We start from the raw sequence: 19,259 nt of genomic DNA on the forward strand, positions 1-19,259 counted from the left end.
TATAAAAACATAAAACTTTATGCTTAGTTGAATTTACTTTTCACGAACCATTTATCGTTGAAAGAGAAACTTAAACTAAAGTTTAAATAGTTTTCCTGAACTAATCCTGCTGATGTTGTTCCTTTTTTACCAAACTCGATTCCGAAGTTTACATTTGAAAAAGTACCGGTAATTGGAAATCCGGCACCTAAAGTCATCCCAACATCATTAATAGATTCATTGTTAACTACTAAACCGGTTTTCTCAAATTTAAGACCTGCTCTGTAAGTAATTCTGCTTAAATAACTTGAAAACGAGCTGTAATTAGGAATATAATATCCTCCAACAGCATATTTAGAATAGTTTTCGTAACGAACATTACTGCTTGTATTATAATAATTCTCAAGTTTTCCAGTTCCCTGAAAAGCTACGGTTGTACCCACTAACCATTTTCTGGCTTCTCCAACACCTGCACCAAAACTGATTCTATTTGGTAATTTCAAAGTGTTTTCAACAGGATCTCCGGTTATAGCATCAGGATCTCCATCAACTTCAATAACTCTTGTACTGTTTGATCTTAATGTACTTGCAAAAGTGTAATTTAAACTTGTATATAAATTTAATTTTTTATCAATTTTGGTTTGATACATTGTACCAATATTAAAATTTACTCCTGATAATTCAGAAGCATTGATTTCTCGTGACGCACTTAGAACATCGGTAACGGCTTCTATAGTAGTTGTTGAAATTTTACCAAAGTTATATTGTACATCGGCACCAATATTCCATTTTGGCGTGATTTTATATCCTAAACCCAAAAATACTTTGTTTACACCACCTTTTCCTTCAAGTCGGCTGTTTATTCCGCCCTGAGCCGGATCTAGGTCTGTGATTTTATATCCTACAGAAGATAACGGAACCAAACCAAAACCAGCTCCAAATTTTCCCATCGGAATTCCTAATGCTAAATAATCAAAAGTTGATCTTTGTGCTTTTGAAGATTCAGTATCACTTTTTATATTATTAGTTGCAAAAGTTCCTCCAACTGTAAACGTCGTTTGTCCAAGACTGGCATAACTTGCCGGATTTTCAATATTCAAGTGAATACTATCCTGCTCTACTGAAACTCCACCCATAGAACGGTTTTCAAGAGTTCCTTTAAATCTTGATTCTCCAATTCCGTAAAAAGAATATGGCGATGAAGTACCTTGCTGAGCAAATGAAACGAATGAGATAAGTAAACAAGCACTTATTATAATTTTTTTAATCATTGTCGATTTTATATTGAAATGTTTGGCTCAAACTTTCCAAAAGGAAATTTGAATTGGCAAATATGGTATTTTTTAATCGTTTAGCCAAAAAATCTGCATCGCCACCCGTTAAAATTATTATAAAATTTGAAAAGTTTGCACGATATTCATCGATAAAACCATCAATTTCATAGACGAAACCATTAACAACTCCAGAGTGAATGGCTTGTTGAGTGGAGTTTCCTATATAGGAATCCGGTGATTCTAAAGTGAGCAAAGGCAGTCTGGCCGTGAAATTATGCAAGGCTTCATAACGCAAACGCAGTCCGGGAGAAATGGCTCCGCCCAAATAATTGTCATTTTCGTCGATAAAATCGTAGGTAATACAAGTTCCGGCATCAATAACTAATCTGTTTTGTTTTGGAAATTGCAAAGTTGCTCCGGCAGCCAAAACCATTCTGTCTATTCCTAACGTTTTTGGAGTTGCATATTTATTTACGAAGGGAAAAATATCTTCATGTGTTAAAAAATGAATATTTAGTTGATGCTCGAAAGACAAAAAAGATTGTTTTTCGACATTTCCAACTGATGCCACAACCAAATCAGAGCAGTTTTGAAATTTTTTTAAAATTTTTTCAATTTTTTTTTCGAGCTCATTTTTCTCAAAAACAAAATTTTCAAGAACATTACTTCCCTCAAAGACAGCCGCTTTAATTCGAGTATTTCCAACATCAACCGCTAAAACCATGTTTGTATTTTTATGAATGCGAAGGTACGAATTGATTTTTTTAAAAAAATGTTTTGGATAAACGAAAAATGATTCTATCTTTGCACCCGCATTAACCGCACAACGGTACCTTAGCTCAGATGGTAGAGCAATGGACTGAAAATCCATGTGTCCCTGGTTCGATCCCTGGAGGTACCACCAAAACCCGAATAGCAATATTCGGGTTTTTTGTTTTTAATACTTCTGGAAAATTTTAAATTCCAATTTTTTTAAATTCCAAATTCCAAAAAAATCCACGAAATGGACAAAGCTTTGTGAACTTTGTGTTTTTATTAAACTTTGCATATTTAAAAAACTTTGCGTTCTCCGTGGTAATTTTTTTTCTCTCCACAGGTTTTAGTATTGATCCCAATTAATTTATATTATGAATTTACCAATTTATAAGTTTTTCAATATTCGAGTCTAAATATATTCTTTATTCTGATTCATCACAAAAATTTTATATTGGAGAAACCAACAATTTAGAAAGTAGAATTTCGAAGCATCAAAATCATTTTTATTCTAACTCATTTACCAAAATAGCTGAAGATTGGAAAATTGTTTTAACCTTTGATTGTATTGATAGAGAAGAAGCCATTTATTTAGAAAATTTTATTAAAAGAATGAAAAGCAAAACTTTTAACAACAAAATAATTGCAGACCCTTCTATTTTAAAAGATATTTTATTTAAAAGAAAATCATAATGTGTCCCTGGTTCTCCCGAAGCCTCGGGACTGGAGGTACCACCAAAACCCGAATAGCAATATTCGGGTTTTTTGTTTTTTAATACTTCTGGAAAATTTTAAATTCCAATTTTTTTAAATTCTAAATTCCAAAAAATTTCAACCTTGAGATACAGATTATGGAAATTTATTGCGTTCCAACGGTTGAAACCGTTGGTTATGTCTATAATATGGTATTTGTTTTTTCTTTGATGCTAATTTCATCAATTCGCTATATCTTTTCATCATTTTTACTTTGCGAACTTTGCGATTTTTTTACTTTGCGTTCTTTTTGTTAAAAAATCATCCTTTTGTAAACTTTTAATTACCAAAAAAACCAAAGTTAATAATTAAGCTGTTTTTGTTAAAAAAGTATCAACTAAATAAAAAAATATCTTATATATTCGTAAAATAATACTTTATACTTTTATTTATTAACAAGAACACAATAGTTATTTTATGAGTAAAACTTCTACAAAAGGCATTTGGAAAGTGATTTCAGCCTCATCGATGGGTACAATGATCGAATGGTATGATTTTTATATTTTTGGGAGTTTGGCGGTCGTAATATCAACAAAATTCTTTCCGAGTGATAATCCAACAGCAGCTTTTTTATCTACTTTGGCCACTTTTGCAGCAGGATTTGTAGTTCGCCCTTTTGGAGCTTTGTTCTTTGGAAGGCTTGGCGATATTATTGGCCGGAAATATACTTTTATGGCTACTTTATTATTAATGGGTGGCTCTACTTTTTTAATAGGCTGTATCCCCAGTTATGAAACTATTGGTTTTTTAGCTCCTTTATTGGTTTTAATCCTTCGTTTATTACAAGGTTTAGCACTTGGCGGAGAATATGGCGGCGCTGCAACTTATGTAGCAGAACATGCTCCCGTTGGACAAAAAGGATATTGGACTTCGTGGATTCAGACTACGGCAACTGTTGGACTATTCATCTCTTTAATGGTAATTCTGGCTACCAAAAATGTGCTTTCTGCTGAAGATTTTGATTCGTGGGGATGGCGCGTTCCGTTTTGGGTTTCGATTGTTATGGTTGGTGTTTCGTATTTGATTCGTAAAAACATGGATGAATCTCCTGTATTTGCAAAGGCAAAAAAGGAAGGCACAACGAGTACAAATCCTTTAAAAGAAAGTTTTGGAAACCGCTATAATTTAAAATTCGTCTTATTGGCTTTATTTGGTGCTACAATGGGCCAGGGTGTAGTTTGGTATACGGGACAGTTTTATGCAATGAGTTTCATGAAAACGGTAATGAACGTTGATTCGTCTCAGGTTGATGAATTACTTGGAATTGCCTTATTATTAGGAACTCCGTTTTTTATTGTTTTTGGATGGTTAAGTGATAAAATAGGTCGAAAATATATCATGATGAGCGGAATGCTGCTTGCTATTTTATTTTACAGACCCATTTATAAAATGATGTACGAAACGACTGATGTAAAGTACAAAACTGAAATTATAGAAGATACAAAACATACTGTTGAAGCAAGCAAAATCAACGATTCGATTGTTACGACTCAAAAAAGTTATACAGACGGAACAACCGTGTTAGAGAAAAAAACGTATGTAGTAAACAAGAAAGAAGCTTTGGTAAATACTTCAATCAGTATCAATTCAAATGACGAATGGACTTTGATTTTTCTGGTCTTTATTCAGGTTTTATTTGTTACAATGGTGTATGGACCTATTGCGGCATTTTTAGTAGAAATGTTTCCAACAAAAATCAGATATACTTCGATGTCTCTTCCTTATCATGTAGGAAACGGAATTTTTGGAGGTTTGCTTCCGGCAATCTCAACCTATTTCGTAACGCATTCTAAAGAGGCAGGAAAACCGGATTTTTATCTCGACGGACTTTGGTATCCTATTGTAATTGCTTCGATATGCTTTGTAATTGGAATGGTATATATTGATAATAAAAACAAAACAAATCACCTTTAATATTAATAACATGATGAATGCGATCAAACAAATTTTAGGTGTTTTATGGGTTATTTTAGCCGTTGCCGCCGCTTACTTTTGTGTCTTTGAATTTGGCTTACCCAAACTATTATCAGATAAACAAGATGATTTAGTCTTTGGAATCATCATTCTCTTTATCCTAACGCCACTAATTGTTTTAGGATTGGGAACTTTTGGTTATTTTGCCGTAATTGGAGAATACAACGAGAAGAAATAATAGAAAAAAAAGGGTTGCCTGTTTCCAGACAACCCTTTCAAATTACTAACAAAACCAAAATCTTAATGTGAAATTTATTTTTTAATAAATTTCATAACCTGAATTTTATTATCCTGATCTAAAGTTTTTACTACATACAATCCCGTTTTTAAATCGCTTACGCTAAATTGAAAATCGGTACTTCCGTCAGAAACAAAACTTTTTACCAATTGACCGGATATTGCATATACCTGAACTTTTGATGCCGGAATATTTAAGGTAAAATAATTAGAAACCGGATTTGGATATAAACTAACTGTACTTCTCTTTTCAAAATCTTCTATCGCTAAATTGGCTTGTTTGTTACCATAAATTCTGTATTCTCCGGGAGGCAAACTTATCGTTGCATTTACATCGGTAACATTTATAGTCGTATTATCCATTAAATTGTACCACGTTCCCGGATATTGAAAACCTGTTACAACATTTTGAGTCGTAACATCAAAATTGGCCAGAATTAAAACATCTTTCAGTTGTGATGAAGAATTAACATTCGTGATTTTTATATTCACCGCCAATGAATTTCCATTTGCAATTGTAGGCGTTCCTAAAAAAACAGGTTCTGTCGTTTTTAGTGTAATCATTTTAGCCCAATCGTTGTAAATTTTATTTCGGTTTGAATTCCCTAACCAATTATCTACCCATTGTGGCTGCGGTTTTGTGTCTAATTTACAATCTCCCGATGTAGCATCTGAACTTGTATTTACAGTACCATTATTACAGGTAAAAATAGAATCGTCCCAACCTAATTCTCCAAAATGCCAAATCATTTTTGGTCCGGGAACCAGTAAAGAAACGGCTCCAATTGCCGACATTCTTGACAAAGCTGTATTTAAAGTTTTTACATTATAAGATCCGCTTGAAGCTCCGTATTGTACATTTTTGTACATCAAACGTTCTTCATCGTGACTTTCTGCATAACCCATTAATCGATTTGCCTGAAAACCGCGACTGCCACTTGTCATTCTTGAAATATTGCTGGTGTATCCCATTGACAATTCATTATACGGATCTGTCATTTTTCCCCACATCATAATTCCTTTGCTTGGTGTTTCGGTAATTTTATAATTTGCCCATTCTTTCTCTTCTGCATCCGTTCCTAAATGTTCAAAAATCGTATAATGTGTAGGATCAAGACTCCATGAATAATCGGCATATTTTTTTAGAATATCTACTCTGTCTTGTTGGTATGCATTTGTACAAGTTTCATCTGCAGCGGTGCAGGCTTGCGTAAATCCTTTGGTTAAATCCCAGCGGAAACCATCAATTTTATATTCTTCAATCCATTGTTTGATAACTCGGTCTACATAATATTGTGTTTTCAACGATTGATGATTAAAATCTTCACCAACGCTATAACTGTGTTTTGCAACAGTATTAAAGTATGGATTTTCGGCTGTTGGCGAACCAAAACCATCTCCATCAGGATCGTTCATCCACATTCTCACCATCGGATTTCTTCCAAAAGCATGATTTAAGGCAACGTCAAGAATAACAGCGATTCCGTTTTGATGACATAAATCGATAAGCTCTTTTAATTTATCCGAAGTTCCATAAAATTTATCCAAAGCCATGTGAAATGAAGTATTGTAACCCCAGCTTTCATTGCCTTCAAATTCCATTACGGGCATTAATTCGATGGCATTTATTTTAAGATTTTTAAAATAATCGATTTTATCAATTAAACTTTGATAATTTCTGGCTGCATCAAAATCACGAACCAAAACTTCATACACTACTAATTTCTCTTTTTCAGGTTTCGTAAAATTCGTAACCTGCCAATTGTATGGCATTTGTCCAGTTTTTAAAACCGTTACTTCAAAGTTTTGTCCTGTTGGATAAACGGGCATATTTGGATATGAAGCCGAAGGAATTCCAACATCATCATAAGGTGACAAAACCAAAGTCGAATAAGGATCGGCTGTTTTTACCAATGCCGGTGAATTGGCAAGCGGTGTCGCATCAACAACCCAATACTGATAGGTATTGTTTACTCCTGAAACTAATCCGGTTAATTCCAGCCAAAATTTACCCGAAGTTGGATCTTTTTTCATGGCATACGCCGATGAAGGCTGCCAGTTATTAAAACTTCCGGCAACGTAAACAAAATCTTTTAAAGGTGCATCGAGAACCAAAGTTGCTTTTGTAGCATCTGCAGCATTATAATTTATTCCATCAACTAAACCGGCCGGCATTGCCTGAGAAACCGTATTTGGGTTTATTACAACTGAGAACTTTTTAACCAGAGTTGTTGCTCCCTGAACAATACTCAATTCGTAACTTTGATTGCTCGTTATATTTGTATGATTATATGAATAAGAAGCTGTACTTGCATTCGTATTGATTGTCGTTCCGTTTGCTTTTAATGTATAACTCGCCACACCATTTGTATTCGTAGCTGTAATATTAAAATTTGAACCTGAAGCGATAATTGTTGTACTATTTTCAGCTGGTGCAGTTAAAGTTGCCTGAAAAGAACCCACTTCGACCAAAATATCTTGTGATTTTTTGTCACCTGTTCCGTTTTTTGCTTTAACCAAAAAACCAATTTTTCCAATTCCTGTAATACTATAATAGGTTGTTGGCGTAATAGTTTTAGTGTAAGTATCTGCACCTGCATTGTAGGTTAATTTACTCGCATCACTTGAAGCTTCCCAGGATCCGTTGTTTGGAGTTCCTTTTTGTGTGGTATCATTGATGTCAAAAGCCCATGCCCATAAATAAAGAGAATGATCTGTAATTCCCCAGGTTGCTTCATTAATACTGCTTCCGTTAATTGTAATGGTAATAGAAGTAGTTTCATCAAAAGGCGAAGGATTTACAGAATAACTGGCCGTTTGCTGTTGGGCAAATGTAATTGCCGTCAATAAAAGAAATATTGATAGTATAGTTTTTTTCATAATGTGGTTGGTTTAGTTAGTATTATAAAAAAAGGCTATCATAGAGATAGCCTTTTCAATATGTCCATTAAAAATTAATCTAATGTTATTTTTTTTGCAACGTTGTCAATTTTCAATAGTCTGGCTCCTGTTGGTCCGGTATATTTAAAATTATGATCACCATCACCTGCATCTACTAATTCAGAATCAATAGTATAACCTAAACCAGTATAGTAAGTATAATTATGACTTGCGTCCCAGTTACCATCACTTGTAAAGTTGTTTCCTAAAAACTCCCTAAAAGCTTCGCCGCTTTTAAGAACAATATTTACCTCATAGATGTTAGTTTGTCCGGCAACTAAAGGAAATTCTGTTTCTGAATCACCATTCCAACTCCATCCTCCCGGAGTAGCAGCACCTACCAACCAATGAGAACTAGCCAATGGAATATGATAAGGAGTTGCTTTGATCGTAAAAAAGTTAGAATATTGAGGAAGCCCGCTTGCCCCTACCACAGATTTAATACGAATATCAACATCGTTTACTTCTTTTTCAACAAAACCACCATTAACTAATGCCGAGTTTAATTCTCCTACCGTTATTTCCTCCGAAACTCCAGTTGTATTCGTTAAAGTTATCGGATTAGCAAAATTAGTTCCTCCTTTTGCAATTTGAACAGTGTAATTCAGTACTGTCTGGGTTCCTGTATATGTTGCTTTGTTCCATGTAACAGTTGTAGCAATATTTTTCTCTGTTTCTTTTGAAAGTACAATACTAAAACCAGATTGTGGTGTTAATAATGTCGCAGGTGTTCCTGCTTCAATAACAGATCTGTTTTCTACATCATCAGCATTACATGAAATCGCCAATACACCAATAAATGCGATTAAAATTTTATATATATATTTCATTTTAATGTTTTATAAAATTAGTATCCTGTATTTTGCTTCAATGTTGGATTTGCCTGAATATTTCTTGCAGGAATAGGCATTAAATCTCTAAATGATGCTGTTGAGTTACCGTTTACAGATCCACCTTTCCATTGCCAGATTTTAGATCCACCGGTAAATTTTCCAAAACGAATTAAATCAGTTCTTCTGTGACATTCCCAAAACAATTCTCTACCTCTTTCATCAAGAATAAAGTCAAGTGTTAATTCACCTAAAGTAATTGTTTGTGCATTTGCTCTGGTTCTAATTTGGTTTACATAACCTAAGGCTGTGTTTAGATTTCCGGTAGTAGCGCCTCTTAGAGTTGCTTCAGCATACATTAAATAAGCGTCAGTCAATCTGAACATTGGGAAATCGATATCCGGGATATCATTTCTTTGAGCTGCAGATCCATCAGCATTTTTATTGATGTATTTTGTTACAGCATAACCGTCTGTAAAAGTTCCAACATTATTAATATCTTTTGATTGACCAGCTGTATAAAATGTTCCTCTATTATCAGCAGTTGCAGTTGCATCAGGGAAAAGATTTACAAACTCTCTACGAGTTCTGATTCCCTGCCATCCACCATCCATACCTCTTGAAGCAGCATCCATGCTACCTCCAATAGAAGCGTGCATAATGAAACTCATTCCTCCACCAGTAGCTCTGATTGCGTTTCCATCTCCAACAATTGGGAATATAAATTCACTTTCAGCACCATTTCTATTATTATCTGCAGAGAACAAATAACGGTAAGGAACGTTTGCAAAAGTATATCCAGAATTGATAACTTCACTACATAATGTTGCAGCTTCATTGTTTCTCTCTACACCTGTATATACTTTAGAATTTAAATAAATCTGTGCTAATAAAAATTTAGCAGCCGTTTTATCTACTCTACCATATTCATTTTGTTTTGAAGCCACTAAACTATTGTCTAAGTCTTTCAATTCAGATTCGATAAAAGCAAAAACTTCTGCTCTTGATTTTTGTACCGGATAAAAGAATCCAACAGGATCATTTTCTGTTGTAATTGGCACATTTCCGAACAAATCCATTAAGTTATAATAAGAGAAAGCTCTTAAAAAACGAGCTTCTGCTCTAAATTTAGCGATATCAGCTTTTAAATTTGCATCAACACCTCTTGCTGTTAATTTCTCATCAGTAGTTTGTCTTAAAAACTCATTTGCAACACTAATGTGATAAAATGCTCTTGAGAATGTTCCTTCTAAAAATTCATTAGCCGGAGCCCATGTTTGAGAATTTAAAGTTGGTAAAGTACCATCTGCCCAAGCAATAATGGCTTCATCTGTAGTAAATTCCTGTGTTACAAAAAGCAATCTTAAATAACTGCTAAAGTCACCCCCAAGTCCCGCAATATCAGGGTTTTTTCCTGGTATTGTAGCATCACCGTCACCATCATTACCTCCAACATATAAACCTGCATATAACTTAGCTAATACTTGTTTATACGATGCCGGATCTTGAAAAAAGGTCTCAGATAAAAATTCATCATCATCCTTTGGCGTCACGTTTAAGTCGTCCGTACACGAAGTAAGCGTCATACTTAATCCTAAAACGAATAGGAAAAAATAAGATATATATTTAAATGATATTTTCATTTTGTTTGTTTTTAAATTTTTGATTTTCAATCTACTATTAGAAATTGGCATTTACTCCAAATATGAAAGTTCTCGCTCTTGGGTAAACATTATTATCAATTCCGTTGAATTTCTCAGGATCTAAACCATTGTATTTTGTAAGAATGAAAACATTCTGAACACCAGCTGTAAATCTTAAAGAAGCAGCTTTGATGATTGTTTTATCAAAAGTATATCCAAGCGTTACGTTATCTAATTTGATAAAAGAAGCATCTTTTATATAATAGTCTGAAAGGTAACGTTGTGTTCCATTATCTTCAAAAGTAAAACCGGTATTAAAATAATCTGAACTTACATTAGACAAATCTGTTTGTCTTCTTAAACCTGCATCAGAATATCCGAAGTTAGAACTTACGTTATCAAAAATTTTATTGCCTACACTTGCTCTCCAGTTCATTGTAAAATCAAACTTTTTGTAGTTTAAAGTAGAAAATAAACCGAAAGTATAGTCCGGCATTGTTTTACCAGCTCTGTAACGGTCACCTGCATCAATTTTTCCATCCCCGTTTCTATCAGCATAAGCTCCGGCGATTGGTTTTTTGTTTGCATCATACAATTGCTCGTATACAAAAAATGAATTTGGCGCATATCCTACAGAGTTAATCAGGATTTTATTTCCATTTCCACCAGCAATGTTATCTCCTGTTAAATATCCCTGAAAACCTGGAACTGTAATTCCTAAATCAGCAATTTCCTGATCGATGTAAGTCGTATTGAAAGCTACATTCCAAGTTAAATTATCATTTTTAACAATATCAGAAGCAATACTAAACTCAACCCCTTTAGTTCTTACACTACCAATATTTACATATCCCTGATTTCTCAAATTGGCACCATCAGGAATTGCGATCTCTGCTAATAAATCACTTGATTTTTTATCAAAGTAATTAATTGTCCCTGTAATTCTATCATTAAAGAATCCGTAATCGACACCAAGGTTCATCTCTGTTAATTCTTCCCATTTGATATTTTCGTTATATCCTTCAGGTCTGGCCGTACTATAAATAGTATTTCCAAAAACATATTGAGAATTAATTGTACCTAACGTTACTCTACGTAAATAATCATATTGAGGTGGAATATCCTGCTGTCCTGTTGAACCGTAACCAGCTCTTAATTTTAAAGTCGAAAGAGTCGAATTACCTTTTAAGAAAGCTTCTTCAGATACATTCCAGGCAAAAGCAGCCCCTGCAAAATTACCCCATCTGTTATCTTCAGAAAAACGAGAAGTTCCGTCTCTTCTATAATTTAAAGTCAATAAATATCTGCTGTCATAACCTAAATTCAAACGTCCGAAGAACGATTGTAAATTAACGTCCGGATCTGTAATAACATCTTCATTAGGATTCGGCTGTCTTGTTTCTCCAGATTGATATTTTTCTTTTTGAAACAATTGGTAGTTATAACCCGCAGTTGCATCAATTTTAAGTTTTCCTAAATCTTTAGTATAATTAAAATAAGCATTTAAGTTTTTATTTTGAAGCATATCAGTATAGTTACTGTAGTTTCCTAAGTTTACATAATCAGGTCCATTAAATGGTTTTGGCTGATATCCTAAAGCACTTTGAGTGCTTACTTCTGTAAATCCGCTACTGTCAAATCTATCGATACCTGCTTCTACAACAGCTCTTAAATCTTCAAAGAAATGAAATTTATAATCTAATCTGACATTCCCCCATTTTCTGGTTGAAGTAGCTCTTCTGTTATCCTGATTTAATCTGGCAACAGGGTTTCTTGCAGGCAATAATGGTAGATTTCCTGTAGGCTCTAACCATTCAAAATAACCTCCGTAACGAGAACCTGCTTCATAAACCGGTTGTGTAGGATCAAATCCGATAGCACTACCAATTACGCCACCTTCATCCTGAAATTGGTTTTTACTGAAAGATAAATTTCCGCTAATATCAATTTTTAAGTGATTATCAAATAAAACAGGATTTAACGATATCGATGTCGTAGTTCTTTCAAAAGAAGTGTTTCTTAGGATTCCAGGATTATCAACATTTCCAACAGATAATCTTACCGGTAATTTATTAAATAAAGCACCACTTACAGAGATATTATTGTTGGTTGTTAATGCAGTATGAAAAATTTCATCTTGCCAGTTTGTATTTGCAGTACCTAATAAAGCTTTCTGATCCGAAGTACCTTTTGTATTTACCAATTGACGAAATTGATCTGCATTCATTACATCAACTGTATTAGCTACTGTATTAATACCAACCTGCGAGCTAAAGTTCACTTTTACGCCACCTTTAGTTCCTTTTTTAGTTGTAATAACAATTACACCATTTGCAGCTCTCGATCCGTAGATTGCAGCAGCAGAAGCATCTTTAAGAACCGTAAACGATTCAATGTCATTAGGATCAATTGTAGATAAAATACTTGTAGAACCACTTGGCACTGCATTACTTAACGGAAGACCATCTAATACAATTAAAGGCTCATTTGAAGCATTTAAAGAAGATCCTCCACGAATTCTAATATCAGCTTTTGCTCCCGGAGCTCCTCCTCCGGTAACATTAACACCCGAAATACGACCGCTAATTAAAGTTTCAGGAGTAACGTTAATACCTTTATTAAATTCTTTAGCAGAAATTTGCGATACAGATCCGGTAGCATCTTTTTTCTTAACAGTACCGTAACCTACTTGTACTACAACTTCCTTAAGTTGATTGGTATCTTCTTCTAAAGAAACGTTTAGTGTTTTTTGTCCGGTGAAATCAATCGTTTGCGTTCTGTATCCAATAAAAGATACCACAATTTTGTTACCGTTTTTAACATTTGACAGTTGGTAATTACCATCAAATCCAGTTGATGCACCAGTTGGCGAACCTTGTACATTTACATTTACTCCCGGTATTGGCTGTCCTGTAGCTTTATCAACAACAGTTCCGCTTAAAGTACTTTGAGCTAGTACAGTAAAAGGCAACAATAGGAATAAAAATAACAACTTTTTGTAAATTGTTTTCATACATTTTGTTTAGGTTAAAAAATAATTTTGTGCTTGTACATTTACTTCGAATGCTAAATTTATGTAAAAATTTCAATTTACATAAAAAACAGCCGTTAAATAAGCTTCGAAAACGTTTGCGTGTTGAAAACTTTTTGCTTTTTGTAATTAATTAATAGTAAAATTGATAGAATAAAAAATATCATATACCTTTATTCAGAAATTAGTATTTATCAAATTCACAACATGAAAAGAAAAGTAACACTAAAACAAATTGCCAAAGAATTAGACGTGTCAATATCTACGGTGTCAAAATCGCTAAAAAACAGTTTAGAAATTAGCGAAGACACCAGACAAAAAATTCAGGCATTTGCTAAATTATACAACTACAAACCAAACAATATTGCCCTCAGCTTAAAAAACAGAAAAACAAAGACAATTTGTATTATTATTCCTGAAATTATTCATCATTTTTTCGCAACCGTTATTAGTGGCGTTGAAAATGTTGCCAATGAAAATGGATATAATGTGTTAGTTTGTTTATCTGACGAATCATTTGACAAGGAAGTCATCAACATGGAAATGTTAGCCAACGGAAGTATTGACGGTTTTATCATGTCACTGTCGAAAGAAACCCAGCAGAAAAAAGATTTTCACCATATTGTTGAAGTTATCAATCAAGGAATGCCAGTGGTAATGTTTGATAGAGTTACCAATGATATTTTGTGTGACAAAGTAATTATTGACGATAATTTGGCTGCTTTTAACGCCACTCAATTTCTTATCGATAAAGGATTTAAAAAAATAGCCTTGATAACAACCGTTGACTATGTAAGTGTTGGTAAACTTAGAACTCAAGGATATGTTAAAGCATTAAAAAACAATGATATAAATGTTGACGAAAGTTTAATCCTTAAAATTGAAGATACCGAAAATTTCGAACCTTTAATCGAAGACTTATTGACTAATAACAATTTGGATGCTGTTTTTGCCGTAAATGAAATTTTTGCCGTAACCGCCATCAAAATAGCCCGAAAGCTAAACATCAAAGTACCGGAAGAACTTTCAATTATTGGTTTCACAGACGGAATCATTTCAAAATATTCAACACCAAGTATATCTACAGTAAGTCAAAATGGTATAAAAATGGGCGGAAAAGCAGCAAAAATGCTTATTGAAAGACTAGAGTCAGAAGAGGAAGAAGACGAGCAATACAGCACCGAAGTCATCGAAACCGAGTTGGTGGAAAGAGAATCCACACTATAATTTTATCAACAAAAAAACGTTTTCGTAATTATATGGTTGCAAATTTTTTACTTAAAATCAACACAATTTAAATTCTTTATTATCTTTACGACAATTATCAAAGCTTTTACTTTTACTTCGAACTAAAATAAGTTTTGATAAGCATCGCGCTTATCGTATTATAAATCATTAAATTACGATAATGGAAAAGCGTAAATTAGGTTTCTGGGAAATTTGGAACATGAGTTTCGGATTTCTGGGAATACAATTCGGATTTGCTTTGCAAGGAGGTTTCATGTCCAGAATATTTCAAACTCTTGGCGCAGAAGTAGACAGCATTCCCGGCTTATGGATTGCTGCACCCTTAACCGGACTTTTAGTTCAACCAATAATCGGATATTTATCCGACAATACTTGGAGTCCAAAATATGGCAGAAGAAAACCTTATTTTCTAATCGGAGCCATTTTAGCATCTATAACATTATTTTTCATGCCTCATTCCCCTGTTTTGTGGGTTGCCGCTGGATTATTATGGATTCTTGATTCTTCTATAAACATTAGCATGGAACCTTTTCGAGCTTTAGTTGCCGATAAATTACCAGAATTTCAACGCTCTAACGGATTTGTAATTCAAACATTAATTATCGGAATTGGAACTTGGATTGCGAGTAATTTACCTTGGTTAGTTAATAAATTAGGTGTAACAAATGAAGCCGAAGCTGGAGTAATTCCTCCGTCAGTTGTTGTTGCTTTTTCAATTGGCGCTTTTGTTTTCCTAATCAGTATTTTATTTACAATTTTTACAACAAAAGAGGATCCACCTATTGATTTAGAAAAATTTAAGTCAGAAAAAAAAGAATCGAGGTTCATTCCCGATTTAATGGCAAGCATAAAAGAAATGCCGTCAACAATGAAAAAACTTGGATTAATTCAGTTTTTCAGTTGGTTTGCTTTTTTTACCATGTGGAGCTTATCTACACCTGCATTAACGGAGCATGTTTTCAACTCTCCAAAGCCAAATGTTAAAGAGTATGCGCAATTAGATAAAGAAGGTAATGTGTTAAAAAATACCAAAGAAGAAGTTGTCTATCTAGATGCATCCAATGAACAAGATTACAAAGCAAAAGACAAAGTTTATAATGATGCTGCTGACTTAGTTGGCTCTTCAACTGGAGTTTATGGATTGTCATCAATGGCATTTGCATTATTGCTGACTTTTTACACCATGAAAAACAAAATAAACAGAAAATATATCCACATGGCATCATTGATTCTTGGTGGATTAGGGTTTATTTATATGTATTATGCAACCCCAACAACTTTAGTTTATTCATTTATCTTGATAGGATTTTCTTGGGGAAGTATTTTATCAATGCCTTATGCCATGTTATCAAGTTCTGTTAATCCAAAGAAAATGGGAATGATGATGGGTTTATTCAATATGTTTATCGTTATCCCACAAATTATTGCAGCTCTTGGAGGAATTAATTTTTTATATAAATTAATTGGAGAGGCTCATATTAACGCAATGATTTTAGCTGGTATTTCTCTAATTATAGCTGGATTATGTAACTTCTTTATTACAGACAAAAACGCAATTTCAGGTTAAAAATAGTAAAATGAGTAAAAAAGCTTTCATCTTCGACCTAGATGGCGTCATTGTTGACACCGCTAAATATCATTTTTTAGCTTGGCAAAAAATAGCAAGTGATTTAGGAATCGAATTTACACCAGAACACAACGAAGAATTAAAAGGAGTTAGCCGTGTTCGTTCTTTAGATATCATTCTGAAACTTGGAAATATTCAAGCATCTGAAGAGAACAAAAACAAGTGGCTGAAACAAAAAAATGAAGATTACCTCGCTTATATTGAGCACATGGACGAATCAGAAATTCTTCCCGGCGTTCTCAATATTTTAAAATTTATTAAACAGAAAAATCAATTAATCGGATTAGGTTCGGCAAGTAAAAATGCCCGACCAATTTTAGAAAAAGTGAAAATTTTGCATTTGTTCGATGCTATTGTCGATGGAAATGACGTAACCAATGCAAAACCAGATCCTGAAGTTTTTCTCCGAGCTGCCAAATTACTAAACGCAACAAACGAGAATTCTATGGTTTTTGAAGACTCGGTTGCCGGAATTCAAGCTGCCAATAGTGCCAATATGACAAGTATCGGAATTGGTGATGAGAAAATTCTACACGAAGCAAAATACAATTTTAAAGATTTTGCCTTTATGGATACTTCTTTTATAGAAGCGTTCATAAACTAAAATCGAATGATAAAAGGAAAAAGAAAATGAATCAAGATTATATCAAACCAGACAACTGGTCAATCATAGAAGAAGGTTTTGACTTAGACCAAGTGAAATCCTCCGAAAGCCTATTCAGCATCGGAAACGGTGCCATGGGACAACGTGCCAATTTTGAAGAATACTATTCTGGTGAAACATTCCAGGGAAGTTATATCGCCGGAATATATTATCCGGATAAAACCAAAGTGGGTTGGTGGAAAAACGGCTATCCCGAATATTTTGCCAAAGTCTTAAATGCACCAAATTGGATTGGAATTAATATCGAAATCAATGGCGAAAACCTAGACTTAGCAACTTGCGCAGCAGTGAAAAACTTCCGTCGCGAATTGAATATGAAAGAAGGAATCTACAACCGTTCTTTCGAAGCAACACTCCAAAACGGAACTCAAATTTCAGTAAACGTTCGTCGGTTTCTTTCGTTGGATTTGGATGAAGTTGGTGTCATCAATTATGAAATCACAGCATTAAACAATGATGCCAAAATCACTTTCAAACCGTACGTTGACGCCGGAGTTCATAACGAAGATGCCAACTGGGAAGAAAAATTCTGGGAACCATTAGATGTGAAAAATTCAAGCAATGAAGCTTTTGTAACAGCAAGAACGTTCAAAACTCATTTTACGGCTACAACTTTCATGCAAAATAGTATTTTGTTAAATGGTGAAAATCAGAATATTTCTCCGTCAAATGTTGAAGCTTCAAACGAGAAAGTTCAGTTTACTTATGAAGTTACGGCGGCAAAAGGTCAAACGGCGGCTATACAAAAATTGGGTGGCTATACTGTTTCAATGAATCACGAAAACACACAAGCTGCAGCTCAAAATGTTATTGCGAAAGCATTAGCATTTGGCTACGACCAATTATTGAATAATCAAATTGAAGCTTGGGCAAAAATCTGGGAAATGAGCGATATTACTATCGATGGCGATGTGAAAGCGCAACAGGGAATTCGTTTCAATATTTTCCATTTAAATCAAACCTATTTAGGTAAAGATTCCCGTTTGAATATTGGTCCAAAAGGATTCACCGGTGAAAAATATGGTGGTTCTACGTATTGGGATACCGAAGCCTATTGCATTCCGTTTTATATGGCTACGAAAGACCAGCAAGTGGCACGTAATCTGTTAGCATATCGCTACAATCAATTGGACAAAGCGATTGAAAACGCAGGTAAATTAGGTTTTACAAATGGCGCTGCTTTGTATCCAATGGTGACAATGAATGGCGAAGAATGTCACAACGAATGGGAAATTACATTTGAAGAAATCCACCGAAATGGCGCTATTGCTTTTGCCATTTTCAACTATCACAGATATACCGGCGATTACTCATACATTCCCGAAAAAGGATTAGAAGTGCTAATCGGAATTGCACGCTTCTGGCATCAAAGGGCTACGTTTTCTACCTATAGAAATCAGTATGTAATTCTTGGTGTTACAGGTCCAAATGAATACGAAAACAATGTAAATAATAATTTCTATACTAACTATTTGGCCAAATGGTGTATAGATTATGCCGTTGAACAAATCAATAAAGTTGAAAAAGAATATAGCTCCGATTTTACCCGCATCATGAGTAAAGTCAAATTGGATGCAACTGAAATCGGACATTGGAAAAAAGTAGCAGACCATATGTATTTTCCATTTTCGGAAGAGCATGATGTGTATTTGCAACAAGATGGTTTCTTAGACAAAGAATTGGTAAAAGTGCACGATTTAGATAAATCGCAACGACCAATAAATCAAAAATGGTCGTGGGACAGAATCTTGCGTTCGCCATATATCAAACAGGCTGATACTTTACAATGTTTTTATTTCTTTGAAGATCACTTTAGCACAGAACAATTAGAAAAACATTTCGATTTCTACGAGCCATTTACCGTTCATGAAAGTTCACTTTCGCCTTGCGTGCACTCAATTCAGGCGGCAACTTTAGGGAGAATGGAACAGGCGTATACTTTCTATTTAAGAACTTCGCGTTTAGATTTAGATGACTATAACAAAGAAGTCGAAGAAGGTTTACATATCACATCAATGGCTGGAACTTGGATGAGTATTGTAGAAGGTTTTGGCGGAATGCGTGTGAAAAACGAATCGCTCCATTTCGAACCAAGAATCCCAAAAGACTGGAATGACTATTCGTTTAAAATCAATTTCAGAAACCAAATTTTAAAAATTTCTGTTCATCAGAATGAAACTAAATTTGTTCTTGAAGGCGAAACAGCGATTTCTGTTTTCGTAAACGGAAAAGAAGTTTTGGTAGAACCTAATAGTTTGGTGACTGTATAGATTTAAAAAATAAAAGACATTACCAGTAAGGCATTA

The 19,259-nt window shown here is 34.1% G+C and carries 13 protein-coding genes and 1 tRNA gene; 8 read left to right on the forward strand and 6 right to left on the reverse strand.

The genetic code is table 11. The features are described 5' to 3' along the window. Positions 1-23: 23 nt before the first annotated feature. Together RMN97_RS05140 and RMN97_RS05145 are read right to left on the reverse strand one after the other, a co-directional pair. A complete protein-coding gene (locus RMN97_RS05140) occupies positions 24-1,250 on the reverse strand; it encodes a hypothetical protein (RefSeq protein WP_309613456.1) in 1,227 nt (408 codons plus the stop codon). Further along, positions 1,243-1,977, reverse strand: a complete 735-nt coding sequence (locus RMN97_RS05145; protein ID WP_309613457.1) for a type III pantothenate kinase — start codon at positions 1,975-1,977, stop codon at positions 1,243-1,245. Before RMN97_RS05145 ends, RMN97_RS05140 begins: the two co-directional genes overlap by 8 nt. A gap of 104 nt (positions 1,978-2,081) precedes the next feature. On the opposite strand from RMN97_RS05145, the gene RMN97_RS05150 reads away from it, so the two are divergent. The 4 genes from RMN97_RS05150 to RMN97_RS05165 all read left to right on the forward strand — a co-directional run bounded on the left by RMN97_RS05150 (position 2,082) and on the right by RMN97_RS05165 (position 4,911). Then, a tRNA-Phe gene (locus tag RMN97_RS05150) sits at positions 2,082-2,157 on the forward strand. Between the two features lie 269 nt (positions 2,158-2,426). Then, a complete protein-coding gene (locus tag RMN97_RS05155; RefSeq protein ID WP_309613487.1) occupies positions 2,427-2,699 on the forward strand; it encodes a GIY-YIG nuclease family protein in 273 nt (90 codons plus the stop codon). A gap of 477 nt (positions 2,700-3,176) precedes the next feature. Next, a complete protein-coding gene (locus RMN97_RS05160) occupies positions 3,177-4,673 on the forward strand; it encodes an MFS transporter (protein WP_309613458.1) in 1,497 nt (498 codons plus the stop codon). Between the two features lie 13 nt (positions 4,674-4,686). Beyond that, the gene (locus RMN97_RS05165) at positions 4,687-4,911 is read left to right on the forward strand and encodes a DUF6814 family protein (RefSeq protein WP_042563404.1); all 225 of its coding nucleotides are present in this window, start codon (positions 4,687-4,689) and stop codon (positions 4,909-4,911) included. 74 nt (positions 4,912-4,985) lie between these two features. Here the strand turns inward: RMN97_RS05165 and RMN97_RS05170 are convergent, their stop codons facing one another. The 4 genes from RMN97_RS05170 to RMN97_RS05185 form a co-directional block, all read right to left on the reverse strand. Continuing rightward, positions 4,986-7,850 (reverse strand): alpha-amylase family glycosyl hydrolase, encoded by a 2,865-nt coding sequence (locus RMN97_RS05170; RefSeq protein WP_309613459.1) that lies wholly within the window; start codon positions 7,848-7,850, stop codon positions 4,986-4,988. A gap of 74 nt (positions 7,851-7,924) precedes the next feature. Then, the gene (locus tag RMN97_RS05175) at positions 7,925-8,740 is read right to left on the reverse strand and encodes a SusE domain-containing protein (protein ID WP_309613460.1); all 816 of its coding nucleotides are present in this window, start codon (positions 8,738-8,740) and stop codon (positions 7,925-7,927) included. A gap of 17 nt (positions 8,741-8,757) precedes the next feature. Continuing rightward, positions 8,758-10,383 carry a RagB/SusD family nutrient uptake outer membrane protein gene (locus RMN97_RS05180; RefSeq protein WP_309613461.1) on the reverse strand — a complete coding sequence of 542 codons (1,626 nt, stop codon included), beginning with the start codon at positions 10,381-10,383 and terminating at the stop codon, positions 8,758-8,760. Positions 10,384-10,420: 37 nt separating this feature from the next. Beyond that, on the reverse strand, positions 10,421-13,396 hold the full coding sequence (locus RMN97_RS05185) for a TonB-dependent receptor (RefSeq protein WP_309613462.1): 2,976 nt from the start codon (positions 13,394-13,396) through the stop codon (positions 10,421-10,423). A gap of 225 nt (positions 13,397-13,621) precedes the next feature. On the opposite strand from RMN97_RS05185, the gene RMN97_RS05190 reads away from it, so the two are divergent. The 4 genes from RMN97_RS05190 (at position 13,622) to RMN97_RS05205 (ending at position 19,223) form a co-directional block, all read left to right on the forward strand. Then, the gene (locus tag RMN97_RS05190) at positions 13,622-14,641 is read left to right on the forward strand and encodes a LacI family DNA-binding transcriptional regulator (RefSeq protein WP_309613463.1); all 1,020 of its coding nucleotides are present in this window, start codon (positions 13,622-13,624) and stop codon (positions 14,639-14,641) included. A 181-nt stretch (positions 14,642-14,822) separates the two neighbouring features. Further along, positions 14,823-16,229, forward strand: a complete 1,407-nt coding sequence (locus tag RMN97_RS05195; protein ID WP_309613464.1) for an MFS transporter — start codon at positions 14,823-14,825, stop codon at positions 16,227-16,229. A gap of 10 nt (positions 16,230-16,239) precedes the next feature. Further along, positions 16,240-16,893, forward strand: coding sequence for a beta-phosphoglucomutase (gene pgmB, locus RMN97_RS05200; protein ID WP_309613465.1), 654 nt, complete (start codon positions 16,240-16,242; stop codon positions 16,891-16,893). Positions 16,894-16,919: 26 nt separating this feature from the next. Next, positions 16,920-19,223, forward strand: coding sequence for a glycoside hydrolase family 65 protein (locus tag RMN97_RS05205; RefSeq protein ID WP_309613466.1), 2,304 nt, complete (start codon positions 16,920-16,922; stop codon positions 19,221-19,223). The last annotated feature ends 36 nt before the right edge of the window (positions 19,224-19,259 follow it).

The organism is Flavobacterium sp. (assembly GCF_031381455.1).
In the GTDB taxonomy this organism is placed as follows: Bacteria; Bacteroidota; Bacteroidia; order Flavobacteriales; family Flavobacteriaceae; genus Flavobacterium.

Bases quoted from the DNA above. Each gene is read 5' to 3' on its own strand.
- RMN97_RS05175 (WP_309613460.1), bottom strand. From the start codon at position 8,740: ATGAAATATATATATAAAATTTTAATCGCATTTATTGGTGTATTGGCG.
- RMN97_RS05160 (WP_309613458.1), top strand. From the start codon at position 3,177: ATGAGTAAAACTTCTACAAAAGGCATTTGGAAAGTGATTTCAGCCTCA.
- RMN97_RS05140 (WP_309613456.1), bottom strand. From the start codon at position 1,250: ATGATTAAAAAAATTATAATAAGTGCTTGTTTACTTATCTCATTCGTT.
- RMN97_RS05195 (WP_309613464.1), top strand. From the start codon at position 14,823: ATGGAAAAGCGTAAATTAGGTTTCTGGGAAATTTGGAACATGAGTTTC.
- RMN97_RS05145 (WP_309613457.1), bottom strand. From the start codon at position 1,977: ATGGTTTTAGCGGTTGATGTTGGAAATACTCGAATTAAAGCGGCTGTC.
- RMN97_RS05170 (WP_309613459.1), bottom strand. From the start codon at position 7,850: ATGAAAAAAACTATACTATCAATATTTCTTTTATTGACGGCAATTACA.
- RMN97_RS05185 (WP_309613462.1), bottom strand. From the start codon at position 13,396: ATGAAAACAATTTACAAAAAGTTGTTATTTTTATTCCTATTGTTGCCT.
- RMN97_RS05205 (WP_309613466.1), top strand. From the start codon at position 16,920: ATGAATCAAGATTATATCAAACCAGACAACTGGTCAATCATAGAAGAA.
- RMN97_RS05180 (WP_309613461.1), bottom strand. From the start codon at position 10,383: ATGAAAATATCATTTAAATATATATCTTATTTTTTCCTATTCGTTTTA.
- RMN97_RS05165 (WP_042563404.1), top strand. From the start codon at position 4,687: ATGAATGCGATCAAACAAATTTTAGGTGTTTTATGGGTTATTTTAGCC.
- pgmB (WP_309613465.1), top strand. From the start codon at position 16,240: ATGAGTAAAAAAGCTTTCATCTTCGACCTAGATGGCGTCATTGTTGAC.
- RMN97_RS05190 (WP_309613463.1), top strand. From the start codon at position 13,622: ATGAAAAGAAAAGTAACACTAAAACAAATTGCCAAAGAATTAGACGTG.